The sequence below is a fragment of the Paenibacillus sp. Negev47 genome (assembly GCF_058313655.1).
Window position 1 is genome coordinate 6,406,397 of record NZ_CM177754.1, and the last position, 15,924, is coordinate 6,422,320.

The 15,924-nt window shown below is 49.9% G+C and carries 16 protein-coding genes and 1 pseudogene; 8 read left to right on the top strand and 9 right to left on the bottom strand.

What is annotated here, in order from left to right:
* Positions 1 to 138: 138 nt before the first annotated feature.
* Complete coding sequence (locus AC4G47_RS28725) at positions 139 to 528, bottom strand: nuclear transport factor 2 family protein (RefSeq protein ID WP_491103922.1); 390 nt, start codon at positions 526 to 528, stop codon at positions 139 to 141.
* A 164-nt stretch (positions 529 to 692) separates the two neighbouring features.
* On the opposite strand from AC4G47_RS28725, the gene AC4G47_RS28730 reads away from it, so the two are divergent.
* From AC4G47_RS28730 to AC4G47_RS28740, 3 genes are all read left to right on the top strand, one after another.
* Positions 693 to 1,010, top strand: coding sequence for an ArsR/SmtB family transcription factor (locus AC4G47_RS28730; protein ID WP_491106821.1), 318 nt, complete (start codon positions 693 to 695; stop codon positions 1,008 to 1,010).
* A gap of 58 nt (positions 1,011 to 1,068) precedes the next feature.
* Positions 1,069 to 1,884 carry a hypothetical protein gene (locus tag AC4G47_RS28735; protein WP_491103924.1) on the top strand — a complete coding sequence of 272 codons (816 nt, stop codon included), beginning with the start codon at positions 1,069 to 1,071 and terminating at the stop codon, positions 1,882 to 1,884.
* 117 nt (positions 1,885 to 2,001) lie between these two features.
* Positions 2,002 to 2,961, top strand: a complete 960-nt coding sequence (locus AC4G47_RS28740) for an MraY family glycosyltransferase (protein ID WP_145325010.1) — start codon at positions 2,002 to 2,004, stop codon at positions 2,959 to 2,961.
* Between the two features lie 148 nt (positions 2,962 to 3,109).
* Here the strand turns inward: AC4G47_RS28740 and AC4G47_RS28745 are convergent.
* Positions 3,110 to 3,202, bottom strand: a pseudogene (locus AC4G47_RS28745) (cytochrome ubiquinol oxidase subunit I); the annotation flags it as partial.
* 169 nt (positions 3,203 to 3,371) lie between these two features.
* Here AC4G47_RS28745 and AC4G47_RS28750 point away from each other — a divergent pair.
* The 5 genes from AC4G47_RS28750 to AC4G47_RS28770 all read left to right on the top strand — a co-directional run bounded on the left by AC4G47_RS28750 (position 3,372) and on the right by AC4G47_RS28770 (position 8,018).
* Complete coding sequence (locus AC4G47_RS28750) at positions 3,372 to 4,664, top strand: hypothetical protein (protein WP_491103926.1); 1,293 nt, start codon at positions 3,372 to 3,374, stop codon at positions 4,662 to 4,664.
* The gene (locus AC4G47_RS28755) at positions 4,664 to 5,656 is read left to right on the top strand and encodes a glycosyltransferase (RefSeq protein WP_491103928.1); all 993 of its coding nucleotides are present in this window, start codon (positions 4,664 to 4,666) and stop codon (positions 5,654 to 5,656) included. Before AC4G47_RS28750 ends, AC4G47_RS28755 begins: the two co-directional genes overlap by 1 nt.
* A gap of 1 nt (position 5,657) precedes the next feature.
* Positions 5,658 to 7,016 carry a glycosyltransferase family 4 protein gene (locus AC4G47_RS28760; protein WP_491103930.1) on the top strand — a complete coding sequence of 453 codons (1,359 nt, stop codon included), beginning with the start codon at positions 5,658 to 5,660 and terminating at the stop codon, positions 7,014 to 7,016.
* Positions 7,013 to 7,684 (top strand): class I SAM-dependent methyltransferase, encoded by a 672-nt coding sequence (locus AC4G47_RS28765; protein WP_491103931.1) that lies wholly within the window; start codon positions 7,013 to 7,015, stop codon positions 7,682 to 7,684. Before AC4G47_RS28760 ends, AC4G47_RS28765 begins: the two co-directional genes overlap by 4 nt.
* Positions 7,685 to 7,817: 133 nt before the next feature.
* Positions 7,818 to 8,018, top strand: a complete 201-nt coding sequence (locus tag AC4G47_RS28770; protein ID WP_491103932.1) for a hypothetical protein — start codon at positions 7,818 to 7,820, stop codon at positions 8,016 to 8,018.
* 111 nt (positions 8,019 to 8,129) lie between these two features.
* On the opposite strand, the gene AC4G47_RS28775 is transcribed toward AC4G47_RS28770, so the two are convergent.
* The 7 genes from AC4G47_RS28775 to trhO all read right to left on the bottom strand — a co-directional run bounded on the left by AC4G47_RS28775 (position 8,130) and on the right by trhO (position 15,720).
* Entirely contained in the window at positions 8,130 to 9,476 is a 1,347-nt protein-coding gene (locus AC4G47_RS28775; protein WP_491103933.1) for an MFS transporter, read from the bottom strand.
* Between the two features lie 69 nt (positions 9,477 to 9,545).
* Positions 9,546 to 10,724, bottom strand: coding sequence for a winged helix-turn-helix domain-containing protein (locus AC4G47_RS28780; RefSeq protein ID WP_491103934.1), 1,179 nt, complete (start codon positions 10,722 to 10,724; stop codon positions 9,546 to 9,548).
* 145 nt (positions 10,725 to 10,869) lie between these two features.
* Positions 10,870 to 11,664 carry an ABC transporter ATP-binding protein gene (locus AC4G47_RS28785; protein WP_491103935.1) on the bottom strand — a complete coding sequence of 265 codons (795 nt, stop codon included), beginning with the start codon at positions 11,662 to 11,664 and terminating at the stop codon, positions 10,870 to 10,872.
* Positions 11,665 to 11,666: 2 nt separating this feature from the next.
* Positions 11,667 to 12,527 (bottom strand): ABC transporter permease, encoded by an 861-nt coding sequence (locus AC4G47_RS28790; RefSeq protein WP_491106822.1) that lies wholly within the window; start codon positions 12,525 to 12,527, stop codon positions 11,667 to 11,669.
* 268 nt (positions 12,528 to 12,795) lie between these two features.
* Positions 12,796 to 13,845 carry an ABC transporter substrate-binding protein gene (locus AC4G47_RS28795; RefSeq protein WP_491103936.1) on the bottom strand — a complete coding sequence of 350 codons (1,050 nt, stop codon included), beginning with the start codon at positions 13,843 to 13,845 and terminating at the stop codon, positions 12,796 to 12,798.
* A gap of 327 nt (positions 13,846 to 14,172) precedes the next feature.
* On the bottom strand, positions 14,173 to 14,820 hold the full coding sequence (locus tag AC4G47_RS28800; RefSeq protein WP_491103937.1) for a helix-turn-helix transcriptional regulator: 648 nt from the start codon (positions 14,818 to 14,820) through the stop codon (positions 14,173 to 14,175).
* A gap of 12 nt (positions 14,821 to 14,832) precedes the next feature.
* Positions 14,833 to 15,720, bottom strand: coding sequence for an oxygen-dependent tRNA uridine(34) hydroxylase TrhO (gene trhO, locus AC4G47_RS28805; protein ID WP_491103938.1), 888 nt, complete (start codon positions 15,718 to 15,720; stop codon positions 14,833 to 14,835).
* Positions 15,721 to 15,924 lie beyond the last annotated feature (204 nt).

A 15,924-nucleotide genomic window follows, 5' to 3' on the forward strand; every position in this document is an offset into this window, starting at 1 on the left:
TTTTTATGTACCCATTTTCTTGCAGAAACTGTGCTATTGGATAGATGAAGCCCTCGTCCTCAGTGCCTTTCAAATTAGCTAAATATGCCACACAAAAAAAAGCCAAACAGTTTGAAAGACTGTGGGGCTTCTACGCTATTACTGATTATACTTGCTGAACGCATTCTGATCGGCCTGTACATTCTCCAGGTACACGATCTGCCCCGCATCATTCACACGCGCAATATCAATGCCTGCTTTGGCATATACCGTTCCGTCCCCCGCTTGTCCGCATACCGCCCAGTTGGTTTGATAGCTGCCATCAGGCTGTTGCACCCAACCGTCCCACATATGTTTTACGTCTTTATTGTACTCGTAGAAAACCTTCATAAAACCGTCGAATCCTGTTCGGCTGGTGCCGTTAAGCACAATCTCTGCGTCCGGTGTGAAAAGAGATAACAAATCTTCCATGGCACGCTCGTCTGTACGTGAAGCATCAAATAAACGGAAATAGTTGTTCAACAGTGTAGTGGTATTTGTAGCACTCATTCATATTCCTCCTAGAATAAAAAATCCGATTTCCAATCTTTCAGTTCGAATATTTTCGAACTAAGTGAAAAGAAATGTAACATACTTCTTATACTCCCCGCAAGGTATAGTTCGAAATTTTTCAAACATTGAAAGAGAAAGCCGAATATGCTAACGTCATAGATATGAGAACTCCAACGATACCTATGGCTTCGGAATTCAAGCTGACCACGGTCTGCAATGCATTGGGTGATCCGATCCGCATGAAAATTGCACACTGTCTGGCCAGCTCTGGCGAGAAAAACTGTTCCGCCTTCGAAGTAGACCATATTTCCAAATCCACGTTGTCCCATCACATCAAAATTTTACGTGAAGCTGGCGTGATTCAGCCGCGCATTGAAGGTAAACAGCATTTTTATTCCCTACGAAAGGAAGAACTGAACACGCGTTTTCCAGGACTGGTCGAGATGATCCTGAATACAACCACGGAATACGCACATTAAAGCAGGTCTGAGATGAAGAACCACATTGATCGCAATTCGGATACAGGAGGCTCAACATATGGACAAAAAAGCCGCAAAGATACTGCTGAGCACGTTCTGGGGAGGCGGCGGTTGGAAAACAACTTCCGCACCCTTCTCTGGAGATGAATTTGAGTATGCCAAAAGCAAAGGCGTTATGTTCGACCCACTCACGATCACGCATGATGAGATTATCCAGCGTTTGTACGCTATGCATCAGGATGACTCCTTCAAGGGACGCGTGATTTCGGCCTTTCTACATAGTCTGTCCACCAAAAAAGTTTACCTGCGCAGCGCATTATCGAGCTGGGCTTTAACATCGAACATGCCTTTGCACACCTACGCGGAACGCACTGCGCTTCACGCTAACACCAGTGCCTGTGGGGATTGCAATTTCCTGCGTTTGCAGTCAGACAAGGAATATTCCAACGTCGACTTGAACGTCCTTAATTTTGAACGGATTAAGTGGGGTGGCGTGCGTCATGGTTGGTTACTCTACTGCCTGATGGATCTGGAATTACTGCTACAGGACAAGGATGCAAACTATGAAGTGACACCTGAAGATCAGGCTATCCTTGTAAATCTTCTTGAAGCAGCACAGACAGAAGATCCCAAGGACAGTGCACGTTCACTGGAGAAAAAGTGGAAGGATCTCTTCCCTTCCAGCAAACAGGAGCGGGATGCCCTGCTGGAAATTTGGGCCGCAGCCAGTATACTGGCCCCTGGAGATAAACCGAGAAAAGGCAAGGGTGGCTCCAATGATTTCGTCTTTGCAGCAACTTGGCAAGGCGATGATGGATATCATGTAGAAACAGCCCTCCATTACTTCGGCAACTATCTTCCTCAAAAGCAATAGAATCCGATTTTTGCTCACCTTGACGTGCGTCTGGTTACAATAATGACATCGACAGATTTCCTGTTTAACTCGTATAATAAGGGGAAATTGGTAGATGGGAGTGAAACAAGCGAGTTTATGGTATACATACTGGCTTTTATAGTGTCTTTTGCTGTCGTGGTTCTGCTTATTCCGCCGCTTGGTCGATTGGCTCACCGGCTCGATTTTGTGGACAAGCCCCGGGAAGATGTGGAGCGTAAGCTGCACAGGCAACCTATCCCGCTCACGGCGAGTTACGCGATATTTACTGGATTTTTCCTGACATACATTGCTCTTACGAAAGAAATCACATGGGAAACGGCCGCTTTAGTTGCTGGCGGTATGCTTCTGCTAACGATTGGTACCGTCGACGACTGGTACAAAACAAAAGGCAAAGATTTTCCTGCCCTGCCCAAGATGCTCGTACAGGTCTCTGCGGCAGTGCTCGTATTTGCTTCGGGCATTGCATTCACCGGATTCGTGAATCCCTTCAACGCGGAATATGTCATGCTCCCGATCTGGCTGCAATTCATTCTCACGATCCTGTGGATCTTCGGGGTGACAACAGTCATCAACTTCTCGGACGGCATGGACGGACTGGCTGGCGGACTATCAGCCATCTCGGCTATTACCCTGTTCATCGTGGCCCTTGCCAAAGGTCAAAGTGATTCCGCACTCATGTCGATCATTCTGGTCGGTGTGACGATCGGTTATCTGAAGTACAACAAAGCTCCTGCCAAAGTGTTCATGGGCGATGCAGGTGCTACGTTCCTCGGCTTCATTCTGGCTGTTATTGCTCTGGATGGTGCATTCAAACAAGCAACCATGTTGTCCATTTTCATTCCGATTCTGGCGCTGGGTGTACCGATCTTCGACAACATCTTTGTTGTTATCAAACGCTTCATTCAAGGCAAAGCGATCTACCAGGCCGATGCAAGTCAAGCCCATTATCGGCTGCTGCGTGCAGGATTGAATCACAAACAGGTTGTTGCTGTGCTCTATCTCGTCAGCACTTGTCTTTGCCTTTCCTCCATTATTTTAATGTTAGTAGAAATGTGAAATGTAATTATCCGTAACGAAAGCGGTCATATCGGAATAGGAAAAGAGACGAGCCCAAGATTTCTTGGCTCGTCTCTTTGTTATGCTCCCATGATATTCTACCGAGATAGCTACCGTGCGAACTCATTATGTCGTTTGGACTGTCTAGCCGGGAGTTTTCTAACCAGTTCATGCCCAACTGGAACCTTTGCAGAATACCTGTGACTACCCCGACGGCAAAGTTAATCAGGAACAGCTTGCCCACTTCATCTATTCATGGAAGATACTCATGTTTGGTACGGAATGCCCATATGTTAGTCTCAGGCATATCATGCGAAGTGCCGTGAGGGCTTTACATATGAAGTGAAAGCATGAAGCACATGCAGAGAGAATGAAACACCATAATACAGTCAAGGTGAGGTGAAGCAGTCATGGAAAAACCTGTGCCATTACCAGGGGTAGATCCCGAATCCAGCCCGATTGAGGACAGTACAGCCCAGTCGCCTGTCCGGTATATTCTCTTCCCTCGCAAAGGGGGCTGGTCCTCCTTTCCCTATCCCGATATCGCTGCGCTGCTGTCGATCGAGGGAGATGTCTATTATGTCAGCAGCCTGAAGCAGACAGAGGATGTACCTGCGGCCATCACCGTCATCTCCCTCCCTGAAGCCGAACAACTACTGTTGGAACCTCGCACCGTAGCAGTGGTCACCCATCCCTACTGGCTAATGGCTACAGCTTCGCTGGAGCCCGAGCTCTGTATCGCCCTGCTCCCTGAGCCTGCTGGAAATGAAGCAGAATCTCCGCTGTGGGAGAGCAGTATTTCCAAACTGGTCGGCATCGCCGATCTGGTGGGTACATCCTCCGAAACACGTTACATGAAGCTGCTATTCCAAGGCGTACGCGCTATCTGGCTGGGCGGCGAAGACCCTTCACCCGCGGGTACGATGCAAAAGGATGATCTTGAAGTCCCTCTTCGGGACTACGAACTGTTCTTCCTGCATGCGCTGCGGCAGATCCTGTCCGGAACGCTGGATAGCGTCACCCTGCTTCAATGCAGTGTACGTGGTGACTTCTACCGCCAGCTCCGGGCCAAAGCAGGGGCCCATGAGACAATATCCTTTTTATTGGCAGCTTATGAGTATCTGCTTGAGGATCCACGAGCCACCACATCACTTCAGGAGGCCTTCACCCACGCGGTTATGAACGGTCGCAGTGATTGTGTAGTCTCTCATTATCGATTCCTGTCTGCCATTCATGCCCGGGCCGGAAAGTTGGAGGATGCCCTGCTGGTATACGGAATCAGTGCAGGCGACGAACAGGAACGGCATCATTATGAACAGCTATGTCGCTGGTTTGAGGCGGGAGAAGATCAACTTGTGCGAGCGGAGTTGCTACGTATGAACGATGATTACGGAAACGCCCTGCGGATCCTGGACGAACTTGGCGGAGAAACCGCGAGACATTGGAAATTCCGCATCTACCAGGAGACTGGACGTGTGGAAGAGGCACTGGCTCTGGTGCATGCAGTCGATATTCAGGATGATGCCAGTCGTCGGGATTATCAGCAATTATCCGGAAGTGCGCTAGCACTGCGAGGGGAACGACACGGGGCAGTCCGACATTTCCTTGAGACGGCACTGGAGGATGAAGATGCGTTGGCCCGGATTGTCGAGCTAGAGCTGTTAGATCATGCTGTGCAGCAATTGCTTGGGGAGGTGCCATGATGCTGGACCCGAAGAAGCGTAGACAACAGGTGAATGGGCCGATGGTGCACAGAGATATCCTAACCGAAACCACTTACACGCCAACGGAAACAGTAGATCGGACACATACAGACTCATTGGAAAATGGTGATCACACGCCGGATCATGCGCAACAATCACAAGGCTCCCGAAGCCAAGTGCATCTGTGGACTGACGCACAAGGTCAGTTCGATCAGGATATTGCTGCAATAAACGAGGAAACGAGCGTATTCAAAGAGCCTTTCTCCATTCGTCGGGTTCGCAAAAGCAAAGGCAACAAGCTCACCGCCATGCTCCAGGTTCGCAATGAACGCGGCCGATACCTTGAAGAAGTATTGCATGATCTGAGTGAGTTCGTAGACGAGATCGTCATTGTGGACGATGCCAGCACAGACGGAACCCCGGATCTATGCAAAGCCTACCCGAAGGTAGTTCGTCTGGAGGTGCTGGAGAAACCGTTATTCGCCGAGGAATGGCGACTTCGCAATACCTTATGGCAAGCAGCTGCGAGAACGCATCCCGACTGGTTGCTCTCGGTTGACGCGGATGAGTTATACAGCTCAGAGGCCAAGAAAGCCATACGCGCTCTGATTAATCAGGAGTATGCGGACTGGTTTGCATTCCGTTTCTACGATATGTGGGGCGGCCGAACCCACTACCGGGAAGATGATCTTTGGTGTCTGCACAAACGGCATACCGCTTCACTTGTACGATATATGCCTGGATATCCTTATTTTTATCCACAGCAGAATCATCACGTTCCCCGTCTTCCCTTGTCCTGCACTGTATTGCCTGGGGTCAGCACGGAACTGAAGGTACAGCACCTCGGTTGGGCTGGCAGTCTGGAGGACCGGGTTCGTAAATATTTGCGCTACAAACGTATTGATCCGAGCGGTGAGTGGGGCAATCTTGCACATTACGAGTCGATCCTTGATCCGGAACCTCGGCTGATTCCCTGGAAGGAGGGACAGTGAGATGGGCGTGGTGAGTATTCTGACGCATAGCTTCACCGATGGATACAATCGGGAGTTCGGGCGGGTATTTGGCGGTGGACTGGAGCGTTACATTCTGGATCTGTGCAGTGTCATCCGTGGACTCGGGCACATTCCCGAGGTTCATCAGCTCTCCTATTTTGAAGCGTTTCAGACCCGGACGGAGCAGATCGATGTATTTGGCTATGCGTACGACATGAACGATGTGCCCGAAGCCTTCGACCGGATGGCAGCCGCAGCGCGCGGCCCAGTGATCTATGCCAGTTGTTTGTGGCAACCTATCACCTATAAACCCGGCAGTCTTGGCATCTGTCACGGCATTAACTGGGATCGTCCCGGACTGCCACTGGAGACCAAACAACAAGTAGCAGAACATATTCAGTTGGCTCTGGATGGACTTGTACGTATTGTGTCTGTCGATTCCCATTTCCAGACCTTTTGCCGGGCCGCATGCACCTATACCGATCCAAGACAGGTTGTCCTGATTCCCAATGCCGTAGATACATCCTATTTCACACCAGCCCCGCCAACGCGCACCTTGGAGCAGGAACGTGAAGACGAATGGCTTGCTGCTTGGAAGAGCGATCTGGCGAGTCATGAGGAGAATGTTGGTGCAGTTATATCAGGGGTGCAAGTTGCAGAGGACAAGGGTAGAACGAGTGGTGATGGTGCGGACAGTGATAGGGTTAACGGAGATGGAGATACCGACCGAGAGGGACCGATTGAAAAGAAAGCTGTGGATGCTCGTGTAACCTCAGCCCGTCCCCTTCGCATTATATATCCGCGCCGCATTAGCATGGAGCGGGGCATTATTCCGATGATGCTGGCAGCAGATAAGCTGCTCGGAGCCTTTCCCGATCTGGAGATTGAATTTGCAGGGGAACTGGTCGAAGGCAGTACGGTTGGGAGAGCCTTTCGTTATTGGCATCGTACTCATCCACATGCAGATCGAATTAACCAGCGCACATATGATTTTCGGGATATTCGGGAGGCCTACCATCAGGCAGATATCGCCGTGATTCCAACGGTTTTCTCAGAGGGTACCTCCTATGCCTGTCTGGAAGCGATGAGCTGCGGACTTCCCGTGATTGCGTCCAATGTTGGTGGATTGAATGATCTGATTCAAGACGGGTTTAACGGGCTGCTGGTACCTCCTGGCGAGCAGGAATTGACTGCCGCACTGGTACGTCTCGTTCAAGATCGAGCCGAGCGTGAACGACTCGGGATCTACGCGCGCGAGACCGCACTGTCCTATGATCTTTCCAGATGGCGGAGCCGGTGGAGTACGGTGCTGGAATCTTTTTTGGCAGAGACAGGATTGAAGGAGGGAATTCGAGGATGATGGATACGCCCAAGGCAACGGAATTCATGGAATCAAGATACATTCGGCAAAGTGACCCTAAAACAGACATACTGGTCTTCCCCCTGCATCCGGCATGGTGGAGCCGTCCTTATGAATATGAATGGGCCCGGCGTTTTGCCCGTCCAGATGATGTCGTCCTTGATGCAGCCTGCGGCATCTCCCATCCGTTCAAATTCTGGCTTGCAGAACACTGCTGTGAGGTTCATGCCTGCGACTGGGATAAACGTATTTTGTCTGAAGAAGCGATCAGGCTGGATATTGCTGCGGATTTTGGCGAGCAGGCCGCTCAGGATCTGCCGAATTCGAGTCTCGTCCGATTGCACCGTGCGCAGGCCAATCTGGCCCAGCTTCCGTATGAGTCTGGTAAGTTTGATCGGGTGTTCTGTATCTCCGTCTTGGAACATCTGGATACGGGCACGATGCTGCGGGCTTTTCGTGAATTCGCCCGAGTGCTGAAGCCCGACGGACAATTGATCGCTACCTTCGATGTGCCGGAGATGCGGCCTGATCTACTGGAGACGATCATGGCCGTTACCGGATTAACCATTGAAGATAAGCTGAATGTGGAAGAGCCGGATGATGCCATATGGTCTGATATGTATGGCACGCCGATTAGATGTTTCCGGGCTGTGATATGCAAAGGTTGAGACTGGTTGGGTTGCTTTGAGTTAAGTGCAGAGTGGAAAGGAGCGCGTGAACCGTGCGCTCCGGGGCCGGCACTTCGTCCGCATGGGGCTGCTGTGCGCCGTCCGGCATGCCGCATAGCGCAAGCAGCCCGCAGTGTTCCGCAGGAGGAAGGCGCTGCGGACAACGCCAGCACGCTACGAGGCGGCAGGGCTTGCAGCAGGTCCTTTTCTATTCAATGAATCTGGAAGATACGTCGTTCCTCCAGGTCAGGCTATCAATCTCACTGTTAGCGGTTCACTTTCGGTTGGAGGACTAATGGCCTCCACGGCCTATCTTGCCTGGTGGGAAGTGTGATTTCTCAGTATCCGACATTCCAGCACAGCAAACAGCCGCCTTCGGTGACTACCGGAAGCGGCTGTTTGTCTGACTGTAGATACAATGTTGTTAGGAATCGGGTCAGAGCAGTCAGGCCGATTCCTGCGGAACGATCTCTCTGGCTTCAGACATGGAGGGCTGCTTCACCTCCCACAAGACACGCTGCAGCAGTATGCCGGCCAGGCCGATTACCAATGTAGCGAGACCGATATATTGAAAGGTCGGACTCGGCCCTGTGGCACGAATCAGGGCACCGCCAGCGAGTGGAGCAATCACGAGTACCACACTGGACAGTGAATTTTGAATGCCAAAGACACGTCCTACATAGGCAGGAGGGGTTTCTTTTTGCAGTAAATAATTCAGTGTCACCATAAAGAGTCCATTCCCTATCCCGATACAGAGGCCCCAGATGATGACCCAAATTTCGGGTGTATCCGGGCTGATCCATCCCAATGCAGCGATTCCGGCACCCACGAAAAGATATCCTCCACCGAGTCCCCAACCATATCCCATTCTCGGAAGCCGATTTAATAATAGAATGATGACCACCGCTCCGGCACCTGCCGATGAACCCAACCAACCTAGCAGCGATTCATTACCCGGCTTGATCTCCCGGAACAGGGTCGTAAACTGATAATCGATCATGAGAATGGCCATGAGTCCAAAACAGCCAAACAACATCGTGCTCAGTATGACACGGCTGCTCCGTATAAACTGCCAACCTTGCTGCCACTGGGTGAACAAAGATTCCGATGCACCCTCTGTACCATCAACACTTCCGTCTGGTTCAACAGGCTCCGATTTCTCCGTCAACCGCCGCAAAGGCCACAACACTGCCCCCGACAACAGACGGGTACAGGCATTAATGACAATACAGATCTGTGGTGAGAAAAAGGCCAAAATGACTGCGCCCAGAAGTGGTCCCGCCACTTTCGAGCACTGGCTCACAAAACCGTTCAGGGAAGATGCCTGGAACAGATGCTCCTCTGCCACCACCTGACGGGTTAACGCCTGCTGGGCTGGAACATGGAATACATTCATCATGGCCCGCAAGGCGAGAAGTGGAAGCAACCATAACGGGCTTGGCGCAAACAAAATGGCAATGGTCAGGGCAACCGTAATCACACCACACAGCATCATGATCCTCACTTTATGAAGTCGATCAGCCAATGCACCTGCAACGGAGCCCAGCAATATGCCCGGGACAGCCATACATACTGGAATAAGCGCAATGATCAGCGGGTCTGCACCCCAACGGTAGGCCACCATCACCTGGATGGCGAGTGTATCGAACCAGTCTCCAAACGTAGCCAGAGAGTATGCGATAAACATGCGGACAAACCGGAGGTTGGTCCATAGTCTTCTGGAGGGTTCAGCAGATGGATCTGGTAATTCGGTTGATACATTGGATGTGGACTCATTTAAAATGACGGTCATACATGTACTTCCTCCCTTGATTACAGCCGTTTGTGGTCTGTATGTTCCTTGGCTGTAATCATAAGGGAGTTATATCAGAGGAAGATCAGAGGGTGGGGATACAGAAGACAAAAAGTGGCGTACCTTATCTACAATTTGTTGTCCATAGGTGGGAACACCGTAACTTTTACCGATCTCTGCATACATTTGACGATATTTGCTGCGAAGTCTGCCTTCAATTCGGTGATGACCCAGGAATAGGAGAATCTGATATGCAGCATTCAGATATAGCGGTGCGTTCAGCGACATTTTCAATACATCCAGACCGTCATCCATTCTTAACTCTGCCTCACGAATCCGTCCCTGCCGAAGTAACCATAATCCTTCCATCACCTGAAAACGTCCGATCTCTCGCAGATAGGGTGCATCCTTCAACCCTGCTCGCATTACTGCCATCTGAGCCTCAACAGCTTCGCTGCTGCCACCCCACAGTTCCACATACAACGCTGCAAGTGCTACAGGCAGTCTGAAATTCTTGAGCTCGTCTGTCTCTATTACACGATACGTTTCTTCCAGCTGTGCTTTGGCCCTTTGATATTGGCCTACCTCTACATAGACTTCGATTATGTTCAAAATGCGGAGTTCCCGAAGCTGATCGGCAGACAATGCAGATGAACTCAATGCCTGCTCATACATAGGTAAGCTTACGGATGGTTCAATTAGCGAGTGAACATAGATTAATAACCAGTACAAGCGTTCTTCGAAAGCAACTTCTTTCGTTGTAATCAACCATGCCAGATCTCCCTGTATAAACCGGATATACAACTGATAATAAGGGACAATCTGAATGCCGAGTGCTTCCTGCTGTTGAACCAGGGTCTGTATGGCGTTTCCCTGTCCAAACAAGTGATATTTACGAAGTAATCCGTGGATGGCTTCCTGCATTTCTGGGTTCTGAGCAGAAGGGCTAGCGGGTAGAGCGGACTTATTCTCCTGCACAGCAAGCCGATAACCGTATCCCCGTACCGTATCCAGACTGATCTCGTCCCAGCGTTTCAGTTTCTTACGCAGACGATAGATATGATCATCCACGGTGCGTTCAACCGGATATTCCAGCGGCCATACCCGGTCCAGTAATTGACTGCGAGTGAAGGCTTTATCCTTGTTTTCATACAAAAAACGAAAAAGTGCAAATTCCTTCGCCAGCAGACGAATGGATTCCATTCGCCGTGTTACCGTATATGTCCCCTCATCCAATTGCAAAGACATGTCTGGTTCCTCCTATGTATTCTTCTCATCGTGTGTTCAACATACCACAAAAACCCTTTGCGAGAACGCAAAAGGTTTCTGTCGTGTAGATGGTTTAGATTGTACATCACGTATATCTGTTCTTCGAACAAGTTATTACCTTATCTTAGCCCAGCACGACACGATCGTCTGCCATTTTTTTGCCGCTAATACGTTCGAATTCGCTCAGTAGTTCCGGTACCGTCAAGGTACGCTTACGCTCTTCGCTGACGTCCAGAATAATCCGGCCTTTGTCCATCATGATCAAACGGTTACCCAGGCGAATCGCCTGCTCCATATTGTGCGTCACCATCAATGTAGTCAATCTCATCTCACGCACCAGTGTCTCTGTCAGTTCCGTGATCAGTTCGGCACGTGAAGGATCAAGAGCTGCCGTATGCTCATCCAGCAGCAGAATCTGCGGCTGGGTAAACGTCGCCATCAGCAGACTAAGTGCCTGCCGCTCCCCGCCTGACAAGAGACCGACTTTCGCGTTAGGCCGCTTTTCCAGTCCGATTCCCAGCTTCTCCAGTTGCGTATTGAAAATTTCACGTCTGGCACGGGTCACGCCAAAGCCCAGCCCACGCCCCTTGCCACGTTTGTATGCCATCGCCATATTTTCTTCAATGGACATATGCGGCGCTGTTCCTGCCATCGGGTCCTGAAACACCCGGCCAATCCAGCTGCTCCGCTTGTGCTCCGGCAAGTTTTTAATCGAACGGTCATTGATCAGTACATCACCCATATCCGGCTTCATCACACCCGAGATAATGTTCATCAGCGTGGATTTTCCGGCTCCGTTACTGCCAATCACCGTCACAAAGTCTCCCGGATTCATCGTCAGATTCACACCAACCAGCGCGGTCTTCTCATCTGTTGTACCTGGGTTGAACAGCTTGGTTACTTGCGTAATCTCCAGCATGATCACATACCTCCCTTCGCCTGTTGACCCCCGGATTGCATCAACTCTTCCGTTCGTTTGCGAGCCAGACTTCGCTGCTTCATGGAGCGCTGCATCGTTGGGAATACAAGGGCGATAATAACAATTACCGCGGTGATCAGTTTCAGATCAGATGTATCGAACCATTCCACTTGAAGGGCAAGCGCGACCACAATCCGGTATATGATCGAACCAACGATTGCTGCAAGTGTAGCCCAGAATACCGTTCTTGCTCCAAGAATGGCCTCACCAATAATTACCGAAGCCAGACCGATGACGATCATACCGATGCCCATCGTGATGTCTGCAAAGCCGGATTGCTGTGCGATGAATGCACCAGACAAGGCAACCAGTCCATTGGATAAGCTGACACCTACAATCGTAGTCACATCCGTATTTGCACCAAAGCTGCGAATCATGCGTTTGTTATCACCTGTCGCGCGGAGCGCAAGTCCAATATCTGTTTTCATGAACAGATCAAGCATGATTTTAAACACCAGCACTACGATGATAATTAGCACCATGACATGTTCACCCGAGAATGGATTATCCATGCCCATAATGGATTTATTCGGTGCGCCAAGGATACGCATATTAATGGAGTAGAGCGCGATCATCATCAAAATACCGGATAACAATCCGTTAATTTTGCCTTTGGTATGAAGCAGACCTGTACATGCCCCAGCCACCATGCCTCCAGCCATTGCCGCCAAACAAGCAACCCAAGGAGAGAAGTCATTGGATATCATAACCGCCGCGATTGCGCCTCCTGTTGTAAAACTTCCGTCTACGGTAAGGTCAGGAAAATCGAGTATGCGGAACGTAATATATACACCAAGTGCCATCAGTGCGTATAAAAGCCCCAGCTCGATTGCCCCTTCAATTGAATTCCAGCTTATACTCACGCTACTTCCTCCCTGTCCGAAAAGAATGAGGCGAACCCGTTGCACGTCCGCCTCGCATCCATACTGCCTGATTACGATCCGGTCCAATTATTGAATCAATCTCATAACTCATTAAATTATTGTTTTTGTAACTAGAAATATACAAATTGAATCGTTTTGATCTATATCTACCCTTGATTGAAGCAACTAAAGGTATTATGAATTGATTCTATTGAATAATGTTGTTATCCTGGTCTTGCACTTCCGCCTTCATCTCGTCCGTAACCGTAATGCCTTGGGCTTCAGCCGCTTTCAGGTTCAGGATCAGATCCAGTTTGTCCGGAACGGTGACTTTCATGTCACCCGGTTTCGTACCATTCTTCAGAATGTCCGCGGCCATCTCACCAACCTGGTATCCGTGGTCATAGTATTTGAAGCCAACGGTTGCGAAAGCTCCTTTTTCAACGGTATCCCGGTCACTGGAGAAGAACGGAATTTTATTGCTGTTCGCCGTTTGGATAATGGTGTCAACCGCACTCACGACAGAGTTATCGAGCGTGATGTAGAACGCATCCACTTTGCCAACGAGAGAATCGGTTGCCTGTTTTACTTCAGATGTATTCGTAACTGGTGCTTTCACCAGCTTGATATTATGTGTTGCCAGCGCCTTTTCTGCGTTATCTGCCATAACCACAGCATTCGGTTCACCTTCGTTAATAACCAAACCTACCGTTTTCACATCCGGCAGATTTTTGGCGATAAAGTCAGCCAATTGCACGATGGCCTCCGGATTTGTATCCGATGCACCTGTAACGTTGCCGCCCGGCTTGTCCATATCAGTCACCAGTTTGGCACCCAGTGGGTCTGTTACCGCTGCGAACAGCAATGGCTTGTCCTTCACTTGTTGAGCCAGCGCCAGTGCAGATGGTGTTGCGATGCCGAGTACGAGATCGTTTTTGGAATCACCTGAGATTTTCTGTGCAATGGACAGGTTGTTCGTCGAATCACCTTGCGCGTTATTGTAATCGATTTTGAGGTTCTTGTTCTCTTCAATGCCTGCTTCCTTCAGGGCTGCGATGAACCCTTCACGTGTAGCATCCAGAGATGGATGTTCAACAATTTGCGAGATGGCAATCTGATATGATTTTTCCTCGCTGCCTCCACCTGTTGTAGTCCCCGATCCTTCGGATTCCGAACCTGTACCGCTGTTATTTCCGCAACCTGCCGCAACGATCATTGAAGCGACCATCATAAGTGACATCCAGAATTTCTTTTTCATGTGTGAGAACCCCTCTCCATCTTATAAAATGTAGTTACCTACCTTATCGCTATTCCATTGGCACGATAGGGCCGGACAAAACGAACGCTTCAACGCATTGTTGCTTTGATCGACAAAAGCAGACAAATATAGACTTTCCTCATGCGACTGAAGTCCATGACCCGTGTTGCTGTAATATTGTTTCCCTAATATTAAGGTGCGTCCCGATATACGTCAATGGTTGAACCGCTTCCAATTTAGTTTCATCGTATGATTGTGATAGAAAACATTACACAACAGCAAAAAAGGCAACCCGCAAGTTATGCGAGATGCCTTTGTCTTATTCAACTAATTCCCCAACGCTTCGCGAATCTCATACTTGCACCTTTTGCCGCCATCGGCGTAACATTCGGTACGCTCCACCTCCGCTTGAAGCAGCGAGCGGAACAGTTCCAGTTCACAGCGACAAGCTTGCTTGTAGACACTCGCGACTTGCACAATCGGGCAGTTCATTTCCGTAATGACGTAGGTGCCATCTTCTTCTCTGGACGCATCCGCCATATATCCGTTGGCATTCTGAATACGCGCGAGTTCCTCCACTCGTCCGGCCAGATCCTGGCCCTCCATCTGTGGCAATCCGCTGCGAAGCAGCTTGTCCCGGCGACTCTCGAACAACGCATCCACCACACCGCTCCTGGCTGAGTCAGACAATTCTTCAAGCAGTTCCAGCGTCAGGGACGAATATGATTTTGGAAAATAGCTGTCCCCGCGTACCGTTAGATGGTACACCGAGGACGGACGTCCAGCCGTAGCCCGGGCTTCCCCAACCTCAATCCAGCCGTCCTGCTCCAATGCCGTCAGATGACGACGAATGGCCATGCCGGTCAGACCCAGCTCAGCAGTCATTTCCCTCGCAGTCATTGTGCCTTGCTGCTTCAGCATGAACAAAATCCGTTCACGCGTCGTTCGTTCCTCTTCGCGCTTCACGATCAGCACCTGCTCTCCTGCTTATGCGTGTACCGGTGCTGCCTCCCGGCAAGCATCCGAGCAAAAGCGGTTATGCGTCTCTTCGCAATCCTCACAGCTTACATGCTGCAGGTTGCAGGTTGGACAATTAATATATCGGTCATGTGTCGTTCCACAGTGATAACAGCTGGCAATGACGATATCCTCGTCTGTCCGGTTAATCGGTACAGAGATCCGCTCGTCAAACACGTAACACTTGCCATCGAACAGATGGCCTTGTACTTCCGGATCTTTACCGTACGTGACAATACCACCGTCCAGTTGAGCCACGTCCTGGAATCCTTCATTGATCATGAACCCGGTCAGCTTCTCGCAGCGAATGCCGCCAGTGCAGTAGGTAATGATCGTTTTGTCCTTCATGTCACCCAGGTTCTCCCGAATCCACTCCGGAAACTCGCGGAACGACTCGACATCTGGACGAATGGCCCCGCGGAAATGACCAATTTCGTATTCGTAGTCATTGCGACCATCGATAACGATGACGTCATCACGTTGCAGATGTTCATGGAACTCTTTCGGTGAAAGGCGTTTGCCGCTAATCACATTCGGATCCAGATCTTCGTCCACGCGGAACGTAACCAGCTCTGCTTTGTGACGAACAAAGATCTTTTTGAACGCATGCTCTTCCACATCATCAATCTTGAACACCATGTCGCTGAATAGCGGGTTGGCACGCATGTCTTTCATGTACTGCTCTGTCTGTTCAGGTGTTCCGGATACCGTGCCGTTAATGCCTTCGGATGCAATCAGAATACGGCCTTTCACACCCAGGTCCTTACAGTATTGCAGATGCTCTTGTGTAAACGTCTCAGGGTCTTCAATCTTCACGAACTTATAATATAAAAGCACGCGGTACGCGCTGTTACACATGTATATCACCTGTTCCTATTCCATGTTGTTATTAGCCGGGTCATCCGGCAAGACGACTACGTTGCACCCTTACTGTTAAAAAGAAAATAAACAGCCGCCCGAAACATCGTCTCGAACTGCTGCCTGACATTCGACTTTTATTCCTGCATTCTAGTTTATCGGAAGCGGAATAGCTTAGTCAATATAAATGTATAGAAAGGGATG

Excerpts from the sequence above, each read along its gene's own strand:
- AC4G47_RS28735 (WP_491103924.1), top strand. The coding sequence starts at position 1,069 with ATGGACAAAAAAGCCGCAAAGATACTGCTGAGCACGTTCTGGGGAGGC.
- AC4G47_RS28765 (WP_491103931.1), top strand. The coding sequence starts at position 7,013 with ATGATGGATACGCCCAAGGCAACGGAATTCATGGAATCAAGATACATT.
- AC4G47_RS28750 (WP_491103926.1), top strand. The coding sequence starts at position 3,372 with ATGGAAAAACCTGTGCCATTACCAGGGGTAGATCCCGAATCCAGCCCG.
- AC4G47_RS28740 (WP_145325010.1), top strand. The coding sequence starts at position 2,002 with ATGGTATACATACTGGCTTTTATAGTGTCTTTTGCTGTCGTGGTTCTG.
- trhO (WP_491103938.1), bottom strand. The coding sequence starts at position 15,720 with ATGTGTAACAGCGCGTACCGCGTGCTTTTATATTATAAGTTCGTGAAG.
- AC4G47_RS28785 (WP_491103935.1), bottom strand. The coding sequence starts at position 11,664 with ATGCTGGAGATTACGCAAGTAACCAAGCTGTTCAACCCAGGTACAACA.
- AC4G47_RS28775 (WP_491103933.1), bottom strand. The coding sequence starts at position 9,476 with ATGACCGTCATTTTAAATGAGTCCACATCCAATGTATCAACCGAATTA.
- AC4G47_RS28730 (WP_491106821.1), top strand. The coding sequence starts at position 693 with ATGAGAACTCCAACGATACCTATGGCTTCGGAATTCAAGCTGACCACG.
- AC4G47_RS28795 (WP_491103936.1), bottom strand. The coding sequence starts at position 13,845 with ATGAAAAAGAAATTCTGGATGTCACTTATGATGGTCGCTTCAATGATC.
- AC4G47_RS28760 (WP_491103930.1), top strand. The coding sequence starts at position 5,658 with ATGGGCGTGGTGAGTATTCTGACGCATAGCTTCACCGATGGATACAAT.
- AC4G47_RS28780 (WP_491103934.1), bottom strand. The coding sequence starts at position 10,724 with ATGTCTTTGCAATTGGATGAGGGGACATATACGGTAACACGGCGAATG.
- AC4G47_RS28755 (WP_491103928.1), top strand. The coding sequence starts at position 4,664 with ATGCTGGACCCGAAGAAGCGTAGACAACAGGTGAATGGGCCGATGGTG.
- AC4G47_RS28725 (WP_491103922.1), bottom strand. The coding sequence starts at position 528 with ATGAGTGCTACAAATACCACTACACTGTTGAACAACTATTTCCGTTTA.
- AC4G47_RS28790 (WP_491106822.1), bottom strand. The coding sequence starts at position 12,527 with ATGGCACTTGGTGTATATATTACGTTCCGCATACTCGATTTTCCTGAC.